Annotated in this window: 7 protein-coding genes and 1 pseudogene; 4 read left to right on the top strand and 4 right to left on the bottom strand. The window is 64.0% G+C overall.

The annotated features are described in order from the left end of the window. The 4 genes from EOA38_RS20525 to nifH form a co-directional block, all read right to left on the bottom strand. Positions 1-346, bottom strand: a 346-nt coding sequence (locus tag EOA38_RS20525; RefSeq protein WP_281060111.1) for a nitrogenase component 1, incomplete at its 3' end; no start/stop codon positions are given. Between the two features lie 61 nt (positions 347-407). Beyond that, on the bottom strand, positions 408-1,949 hold the full coding sequence (nifK, locus tag EOA38_RS20520) for a nitrogenase molybdenum-iron protein subunit beta (protein WP_127300084.1): 1,542 nt from the start codon (positions 1,947-1,949) through the stop codon (positions 408-410). Between the two features lie 129 nt (positions 1,950-2,078). Continuing rightward, complete coding sequence (gene nifD / locus EOA38_RS20515; RefSeq protein WP_127300083.1) at positions 2,079-3,587, bottom strand: nitrogenase molybdenum-iron protein alpha chain; 1,509 nt, start codon at positions 3,585-3,587, stop codon at positions 2,079-2,081. 102 nt (positions 3,588-3,689) lie between these two features. Beyond that, positions 3,690-4,583, bottom strand: coding sequence for a nitrogenase iron protein (gene nifH / locus EOA38_RS20510; RefSeq protein WP_127300082.1), 894 nt, complete (start codon positions 4,581-4,583; stop codon positions 3,690-3,692). Positions 4,584-5,058: 475 nt separating this feature from the next. On the opposite strand from nifH, the gene EOA38_RS20505 reads away from it, so the two are divergent. The 4 genes and pseudogenes from EOA38_RS20505 to EOA38_RS20490 all read left to right on the top strand — a co-directional run. Continuing rightward, the gene (locus EOA38_RS20505; RefSeq protein ID WP_126089868.1) at positions 5,059-5,379 is read left to right on the top strand and encodes an iron-sulfur cluster assembly accessory protein; all 321 of its coding nucleotides are present in this window, start codon (positions 5,059-5,061) and stop codon (positions 5,377-5,379) included. 17 nt (positions 5,380-5,396) lie between these two features. Next, complete coding sequence (gene nifU / locus EOA38_RS20500; protein WP_127300081.1) at positions 5,397-6,392, top strand: Fe-S cluster assembly protein NifU; 996 nt, start codon at positions 5,397-5,399, stop codon at positions 6,390-6,392. A 10-nt stretch (positions 6,393-6,402) separates the two neighbouring features. After that, the gene (gene nifS, locus EOA38_RS20495; RefSeq protein ID WP_127300080.1) at positions 6,403-7,605 is read left to right on the top strand and encodes a cysteine desulfurase NifS; all 1,203 of its coding nucleotides are present in this window, start codon (positions 6,403-6,405) and stop codon (positions 7,603-7,605) included. Then, positions 7,605-8,293 (top strand): annotated as a pseudogene (locus EOA38_RS20490) (homocitrate synthase); the annotation flags it as partial. The gene nifS and the pseudogene EOA38_RS20490, both read left to right, overlap by 1 nt. Positions 8,294-8,337: the final 44 nt, after the last annotated feature.

Raw genomic sequence — 8,337 nt, 5'->3', positions numbered from 1 at the left:
CGCGGATCGCCTTGAAGAGCTTCCGCTCGCCCTGCCCCATCACCACGTCGAGTTCGGTCAAGTCGGTGGTGAAGCTGGTGCGCCACAGCGTCGGCCCTGACGAGGCGGCGCCGCGATTGTCCCAGGAATTGCCCTCGCAGGCGAGCGGCGCGTGGATCAGATGCGCCACGTCGGTGATCGGCTGCAGCACGATCTTGGCGCCGTCGAAGGCGCAGCCGCCGGCGGCCGCCCCCGGCGTCAGCGGCTTGGAGCAGCCCTTCTTACGCGCCTTGGCCTCCTTGCCCCGGTTCTTGTCGCAGGCAGGCTCGTTGAAGACATCCTGGATTTTGGCACTGAGCGAGGACATTGCGCCGGTCTCCAAAGTCCGTCAAAAAGCGGCCGGCTCCGGTGGAAGCCGGCCGCAGCTCTTAGCGGGTTAGGTCGAAAGAATAGTCCGTGACACCCGGGTCGATCGTCTCGCGGTCGAGCTTGTCGAAAATCTTGTCGAGAATCGTCGTCAGCACGCGCAGGCCGCCCTGGTAGCCCATCAGCGGGAAGCGGTGGTGATGATGGCGGTCGAAGATCGGGAACATCAGCCTGATCAGCGGCGTGCCGGTGTCGCGCTCCAGATACTTGCCGTAGGAATTGCCGATCAAGAGATCCACCGGCTCGGTGAAAAGCAGCGAACGCAGCGCCCAGAGGTCCTTGCCTGCCCAGACCTGTGCATCCTTGCCGAAGGGAGAGGAGGCGAACAGTTCCTTTATCTCGTCTTCCCAGGCCTTTGTGCCGTTGGTGGCGAGGCAATGGGTCGGCTCGCCGCCGGTCTCCATGATGAAGCGGGCCATGGCGTAGACGAAGTCCGGGTCGCCGTAGATCGCGTATTTCTTGCCGTGCAGCCAGGACTGGCTGTCGGCCATGGCGTCGACCAGGCGGCCACGCTCCAGGCGGATCGCCTCCGGGATCTCCTTGCCGGAAATCTCCGAGACCTTCATCAGGAACGCGTCGGTCGCCTGGATGCCGAGCGGGTAGTGGAAGGAGGCAGTGGCCTGCCCGACTTCCCCGCAATACTCTAGCGTCTTGCGGGTGTTGTAGTGCTGCAGCGACAGCGTGGCCTCGGCGTTCAGCGCCGCCTTCACGTCCTCGATCTTGGTGCCGCCGTCATACATCCGGTATTCGCCGTCCGACGGCGTGTCGTACTGGTCGGAGGCGTCCTGGATGAAGGTGTAGGACACACCCATCAGGTCGAGCAGGCGCTTCAGTTCGCGGTTGTTGCCGACGCAGAAGCCGTCGAAGCCGGGAATGATGTTGATGGTCCCGGCGGCTTCCGTGCGCTCCTTGCCCTTCCAGAAGTTCTCCAGCACGCCCTTGACCATGACATCATAGCCGTCGACATGGCTGCCTACGAAGGCCGGCGTGTGGGCGAATGGCACGTCGAAGTCCTGCGGCACCGAGCCTTCGTTCCTGGCGTTCTCGATGAAGCCGTGCAGGTCGTCGCCGATCACCTCCGCCATGCAGGTGGTCGAGACCGCGATCATCTTCGGATCGTAGAGCTTGTAGGTGTTGGCGAGCCCGTCGATCATGTTCTTCAGGCCGCCGAACACCGCCGCATCCTCGGTCATCGAGGAGGAGACCGCCGAGGACGGCTCCTTGAAGTGACGCGACAGGTGCGAGCGGTAATAGGCGACGCAGCCCTGGCTGCCGTGAACGAAGGACATCGTCCGTTCGAAGCCGGCCGCCGCGAACACCGCGCCGAGCGGCTGACAGGCCTTGGCCGGATTCACGACCAGCGCTTCGCGGGCCAGGTTCTTCTCGCGGTATTCCCAGCTCTTGGTGAATTCGCGCTGATCGGTAACGATCTGGTCCGGGTGCGGGCATTCGAAGTTGATCTTCTTCTCGGCAAGCATCTGCCTGTATTCCGGCTCGCGGAACAGGGGAGCGTGGTCAAGGACTTTTTCGGCCGACTGCGGCATGGTGATCACCTCTTTTCCTACTGACCGCGCCATACGGCGGCACAGGGACATCGAGACGTTGAAAGGACTCCCCGGGTCAAGGCCGCGGGCGCTCATCGACCTCCCCGCCTGGGCGGAGAGGCCAGGTTCTCATTCGGCGGCAATCGCCGTCGGCGGCACGGCCTTCTTCTTCCAGGGGGCGTCGTAAAGACCCCAGACTGGGTTGTTGATGGCCAGATCCATGTCGCGGGCGAAGATGGCGAAGCCGTCATAGCCGTGATACGGGCCGGAATAGTCCCAGGAGTGCATCTGGCGGAACGGAACGCCCATCTTTTGCACCGGGTACTTCTCCTTGATGCCGGAGCCGACGAGATCGGGGCGGATACCCTCGATGAACTTCTCCAGTTCGTAGCCGGTCACGTCGTCGTAGATCAGCGTCCCCTTCTTCACGTAGTGGCCGGTGCGCTGGTAATCGTCGTTGTGGCCGAACTCGTAGCCGGTACCGACGATCTCCATTCCGAGGTCTTCGTAGGCCGTGATGACGTGACGGGGGCGCAGGCCGCCGACATAGAGCATCACCGTCTTGCCTTCGAGGCGCGGCCGGTATTTGGCGATCACCGCATCCACCATCGGGCGATATTTGGCGATGACCTCCTCGGTCTTCTCCTCGATCTCCGGTCCGAAATGCTTGGCGATCTTGCGCATGGAGGCTTCGATCTGGGAGGGCCCGAAGAAGTTGTACTCCATCCAGGCGACGCCGTATTTCTCTTCCATGTGCCGGCAGATGTAGTTCATCGACCGGTAGCAGTGGATGAGATTGAGCTTGGCCTTCGGCGCGCGCTCGATCTCGGCGAGCGTCGCATCGCCCGACCAGTTGCCGACGACGCGCAAGCCCATCTCCTCGAGCAGGATGCGCGAGGCCCAGGCGTCGCCGCCGATGTTGTAGTCGCCGATGACGTTGACGTCGTAAGGTCCCGCCTCGAACTCGACTTCCTTCTCGTCGAAGACCCAGTCGCGGATCGAGTCGTTGGCGATGTGGTGGCCGAGCGACTGGGAGACGCCGCGGAAGCCCTCGCAACGCACCGGCACGATTGTCTTTTCGTGCTCCTTGGCCTTCTTGCGGGACACCGCCTCGATGTCGTCGCCGATCAGGCCGATCGGGCATTCCGACTGCACTGTGACGCCCTTGTTCAGCGGGAACAGCGCCTCGATCTCGTCGATCACCTTTTCCAGCTTCTTGTCGCCGCCGAAGACGATGTCCTTCTCCTGGAAGTCGGAGGTGAACTGCATCGTCACGAAGGTGTCGATGCCGGTCTTGCCGATGTAGTAGTTGCGGCGCTGCGACCAGGAATACTGTCCGCAGCCGACCGGGCCGTGGGAGATGTGGACCATGTCCTTGATCGGTCCCCACACCACGCCCTTGGAGCCGGCATAGGCGCAGCCGCGGATGGTCATCACGCCGGGGATCGACTTGATGTTCGACTTGACGTCGCATTCGGAGAGGTGCTGCACCTCGCCGGCGACCTCGTCCTCGCCCGCCGGCGCGGCGACGGAGAGGTGTTTCTTGCGGCGCTTGGCCGCCTTGTCTGGATAGTGCGACAGCACTTCCTCGATCAGCTTCTCGTGGAGAGCGCCGTCATTTTCATAGTCGAGGCTCATGGGACCTGCCCCTTTCAAGGTTCGGGTGACGCCTCGCCTGCGAGGCGCCGTTTCGCGGAAGGCGCGCCGGGTCAAGGCCGGCGCCCCTGTCGGCGGCGGCGGTTACTGGGCGGCCGCCAGCGTCGCTTCTTTCGCGGCCAGCTCGGCGAGCATCTGCTCGTCCGTCTTCATGATGCCGAAGTCGAGCAGCATGTCCTCGAGCTCTTCCATGGTAATCGGGGTCGGGATCGTGCCTTGGCCCGAATTGGCATGGATCTTCTCGGCCAGCGCCCGGTATTCCCCCGCCTGCTTGGAGTCCGGCGCGTACTGGATCACCGTCATCTTCCTGAGCTCGGCATGCTGGACGATGTTGTCGCGCGGCACGAAGTGGATGAGCTTGGAGTTGAGCTTCGCGGCCAGCGCCTCGGCGAGGTCGAGCTCGCGGTCGGTCTGGCGCTCGTTGCAGATCAGGCCGCCGAGGCGTACGCCGCCCGAATGGGCGTATTTCAGGATGCCCTTGGCGATGTTGTTGGCCGCATAGAGCGCCATCATCTCGCCGGACATGACGATGTAGATCTCCTGGGCCTTGTTCTCGCGGATCGGCATCGCAAAGCCGCCGCACACCACGTCGCCGAGAACGTCGTAGGAGACGTAGTCGACGTCGTCATAGGCGCCGTTTTCTTCCAGGAAGTTGATCGAGGTGATGACGCCGCGCCCGGCGCAGCCAACGCCCGGTTCGGGCCCGCCGGACTCCACGCATTTGATGTTCTTGTAGCCGATCTTCAGCACGTCCTCGAGCTCGAGGTCTTCCACCGAGCCTTCCTGCGCGGCGAGGTGCAGCACGGTGTCCTGCGCCTTCGAGTTCAGGATCAGGCGGGTGGAGTCGGCCTTGGGGTCGCAGCCGACGATGAGGATCTTCTGGCCGAGGTCGACAAGGGCGGCGAGCGTATTTTGGGACGTGGTGGACTTGCCGATCCCCCCCTTCCCGTAGAATGCGATCTGACGCAGAGCTGACATGTTGCTTTCCTTCCTTCGTTCCATTCGTCGCGGTCACCCGCGACATGAATGCCGGTCGGCAGCTCCTGCCGCCTCGCAACGAGGAAGCTTCAAAACTCGTGCCAACTCGGCCGGCCGAACCGAAGAAAAAATTTTGTGATTTCTTTTCAGCTATTTAGCCGGAGAGAAAACGGAAGATTGGCTTAAACAAGCCTGTGTCGCGGACCCGACAAACCCGACAGACGGGTGTCGGATGGCAGTGTTTGAGATCGCCTATGGGGCCGACCACGCAGGGCGGCCGCAGCGGCTGGCGACCCCTTCTCCATTTACGGGGAGAAGAAAGAAGCGGCGATGCCCTTTGTCCGATATCCGACGATGTCTGACATCCGACACGACAGCGACAAGACATCTCATTGTTTTAGCTGAATTTTCTCCTCTGGCACGACGCATGCATGAGCCTCTCCGAACGCACCAGCGAACAAGGAGATGTCGTCCCATGATCACGCTCACCGAAAATGCCGTCACCGCCGTGAAGACTGCGCTGTCTCGCGCCGCCGAACCGGCGGAGGGCCTGCGCATCATGGTCGAGGCGGGTGGCTGCGCCGGCCTCAAATACCTGATGGGCCTGGAAAGCGCCTCGCGCGACGGCGACGCGGTCATCGAGGCGGACGGGATCAAGGTCTATGTCGACGCCGGCTCCCAGCCCCACGTCGCCGGCATGACCGTCGATTTCGTCACCGGGCTCGAATCCTCGGGCTTCGTCTTCGACAACCCGAATGCGCAGGACAAATGCGCCTGCGGCAAGTCCTTCGGCTGACTACGAGGATCGGCGCCATGTGGGACTACAGCGACAAGGTCAAGGAATACTTCTTCAACCCGAAAAACGCCGGCGTGCTGGAGATGGCGAATGCCATCGGCGAGGTCGGCGCCATCTCCTGCGGCGACGCGCTCAAGCTGATGATGAGCATCGATCCGGAGACCCAGACGATCACCGCCGCGAAATTCCAGACCTTCGGCTGCGGCTCGGCCATCGCCTCCTCCTCGGCGCTGACCGAACTCATCATCGGCAAGACTGTCGACGAGGCCCTCGGACTCACCAACCAGGACATCGCGGATTTCCTTGGCGGCCTGCCGCCGGAGAAGATGCATTGCTCGGTGATGGGCTACGAGGCCCTGCAGGCGGCGATCGCCAATTATCGCGGCGAGAAATGGGTCGACGACCACGAGGAAGGCGCCCTCGTCTGCAAGTGCTTCGGCGTCGACGAAGGCATGATCGAGCGCGCCGTGCGCATCAACAGGCTCACCAGCGTCGAGCAGATCACCCATTATACCAAGGCCGGCGGCGGCTGCCTCACCTGCTTCGAGAAGATCGAGGAGGTGCTGGTCCGGGTCAACGCCGCAATGGCCAATGAAGGCCTGATCGCGACCGAGGAAGCCTACGCAGCCGGCTCCACCGACATCCGCGCCCTGAAGAACAAAGTGAAGGCGAAGCCGGCGCTTTCCCAGCCGGCCCTGGCTTCCGGCGGCATGACCAAGGCGCCCGCGGCGGAGCCCATCGCGCTGCCGCGGGCCCCCGAGGTGCCAGTCACGCGGCAGATGACGACGCTGCAAAAGATTCGGCTCATCGAAGAAGCGATCGAGGGCATGCGCTCCTACCTGCGCGCCGACGGCGGCGATTGCGAGCTCGTCGATATCGACGGCGACCAAGTTTACGTCAAGCTGTCGGGTGCCTGCACCGGCTGTCAGCTCGCTTCGGTCACCATCAACGGCATGCGCCAGAAACTCAACGAGGCGACGGGGCTTGCGCTCCGTATCATTCCGGTCAGCTGAGGAACCCGCCATGAAGCCGGTCTATCTCGACAACAACGCCACGACCCGCGTCGATCCAGAGGTCGTGCAGGCGATGCTGCCCTTCTTCACCGACCACTTCGGCAACCCGTCCTCGATCCACGCCTTCGGCGCATCGGTCGGCGCTGCGGTGAAGACCGCGCGCAGGCAATTGCAGGCGCTGATTGGCGCGGAATTCGACCATGAGGTGATCTTCACCTCGGGTGGCACGGAGAGCGACAATGCCGCAATCCTTTCCGCCCTCGAAGCCATGCCCGACCGCACCGAGATCGTCACCTCCGCCGTCGAGCATCCGGCAGTGCTCTCACTTTGCGCCGATCTCGAAAAGCGCCGCGACATCACGGTCCACCGCATCCCGGTCGACCGCTACGGGCGGCTCGACCTCGAAGCCTACCGCGCCGCGCTCTCCTCGCGCGTCGCCATCGTCTCCATCATGTGGGCCAACAACGAGACCGGCACGATCTTCCCCGTCGCCGAGCTGGCCGAACTCGCCAAGGAAGTCGGCGCGCTGTTCCACACCGACGCCGTGCAAACCGTCGGCAAGATTCCGATCGACCTGAAATCCACCCCGATCGACATGCTTTCGCTCTCCGGCCACAAGCTGCACGGCCCGAAGGGCATCGGTGCGCTTTACGTCAAGCGCGGCGTGCGCTTCCGCTCGCTGATCAAGGGCGGGCACCAGGAGCGCAACCGCCGCGCCGGAACCGAGAACACGCCGGGCATCGTCGGGCTCGGCAAGGCGGCCGAACTCGCCATGAAATTCATGGACGACGAGAACACCCGTGTGAAGGCGCTGCGCGATCGTCTGGAAAAAGGCCTCCTCCAGCGCATCCCCAACGCTTTCGTCACCGGCGACCCGCTGGAGCGGCTGCCCAACACCGCCAATGTCGCCTTCGAATACATCGAGGGCGAAGGCATGCTGCTGCTCTTGAACCGCGAGGGCATCGCCTGCTCCTCCGGCTCGGCCTGCACCTCCGGCTCGCTGGAGCCGAGCCATGTGCTCAGGGCGATGGACATCCCCTACACCGCCGCGCATGGCGCGATTCGCTTCTCTTTCTCGCGCGACAATAGCGAGGAGGAGGTCGACCGCGTGCTCGATGTCATGCCGGGTATCGTGGAAAAGCTGCGCGACCTCTCGCCGTTCTGGGCCGGCGTCGGCGAGGCGCCCAAGATCTTCAACCCGGTCTATGCCTGATGACGAGCACGGTGTTCCTCAACGACACGACGCTGCGCGACGGCGAGCAGGCGCCCGGCGTCGCCTTCACCCTGGCGGAGAAACTGGCAATCGCCGAGGCGTTGGCCGCCGCGGGCGTCCCCGAGATCGAGGTCGGCACACCAGCCATGGGTGCCGAGGAGATCGCCGCCATCCGCGCTGTCGTCGCCCTGCGCCTTCCTGCAAGGATCATGGCCTGGTGTCGGATGACCGAGCACGACCTTGAAGCTGCGATCCAAAGCGGCGTCACGGCCGTCAACCTGTCGCTTCCGGCCTCCGACGTCCAACTCGCGGCCAAGCTCGGCTTCGACCGGGCCGCGGCGCTTCAGGTCATCGAACAGATGGTGGAACGGGCTGCCGCCCTCGGCCCCTTCGTCGCCGTCGGCTGCGAGGATGCCTCGCGGGCGGATCACGACCATCTCGCCCGTGTAGTCGACACGGCCGCTCGCGCCGGCGCAAGCCGAGTAAGATTAGCCGACACGGTCGGCGTGCTCGACCCCTTCTCGACCTTCGAGCTCATTGCCCCACTCGCGGCGCATTCTCCGATCGACCTCGAATTCCATGCGCACAATGACCTCGGCCTCGCGACAGCCAACACGCTGGCCGCGATCCGCGCCGGGGCCTGCCCGCCTCAGTCACTGTCGGCGGGCTCGGCGAGCGTGCCGGCAGTGACTGAGGCGTGGCAGGCCCCGGCGCGGATCGCGGCCAGCGTGT

The organism is Mesorhizobium sp. M1E.F.Ca.ET.041.01.1.1 (assembly GCF_003997355.1).
Classification (GTDB): Bacteria; Pseudomonadota; Alphaproteobacteria; order Rhizobiales; family Rhizobiaceae; genus Mesorhizobium.
The sequence above is the reverse complement of the archived record's forward strand: the minus strand, read 5'-3'. Positions and strand labels throughout refer to the sequence as shown.

Bases quoted from the DNA above. Each gene is read 5' to 3' on its own strand.
- nifK (WP_127300084.1), bottom strand. From the start codon at position 1,949: ATGCCGCAGTCGGCCGAAAAAGTCCTTGACCACGCTCCCCTGTTCCGC.
- nifD (WP_127300083.1), bottom strand. From the start codon at position 3,587: ATGAGCCTCGACTATGAAAATGACGGCGCTCTCCACGAGAAGCTGATC.
- nifH (WP_127300082.1), bottom strand. From the start codon at position 4,583: ATGTCAGCTCTGCGTCAGATCGCATTCTACGGGAAGGGGGGGATCGGC.
- EOA38_RS20505 (WP_126089868.1), top strand. From the start codon at position 5,059: ATGATCACGCTCACCGAAAATGCCGTCACCGCCGTGAAGACTGCGCTG.
- nifU (WP_127300081.1), top strand. From the start codon at position 5,397: ATGTGGGACTACAGCGACAAGGTCAAGGAATACTTCTTCAACCCGAAA.
- nifS (WP_127300080.1), top strand. From the start codon at position 6,403: ATGAAGCCGGTCTATCTCGACAACAACGCCACGACCCGCGTCGATCCA.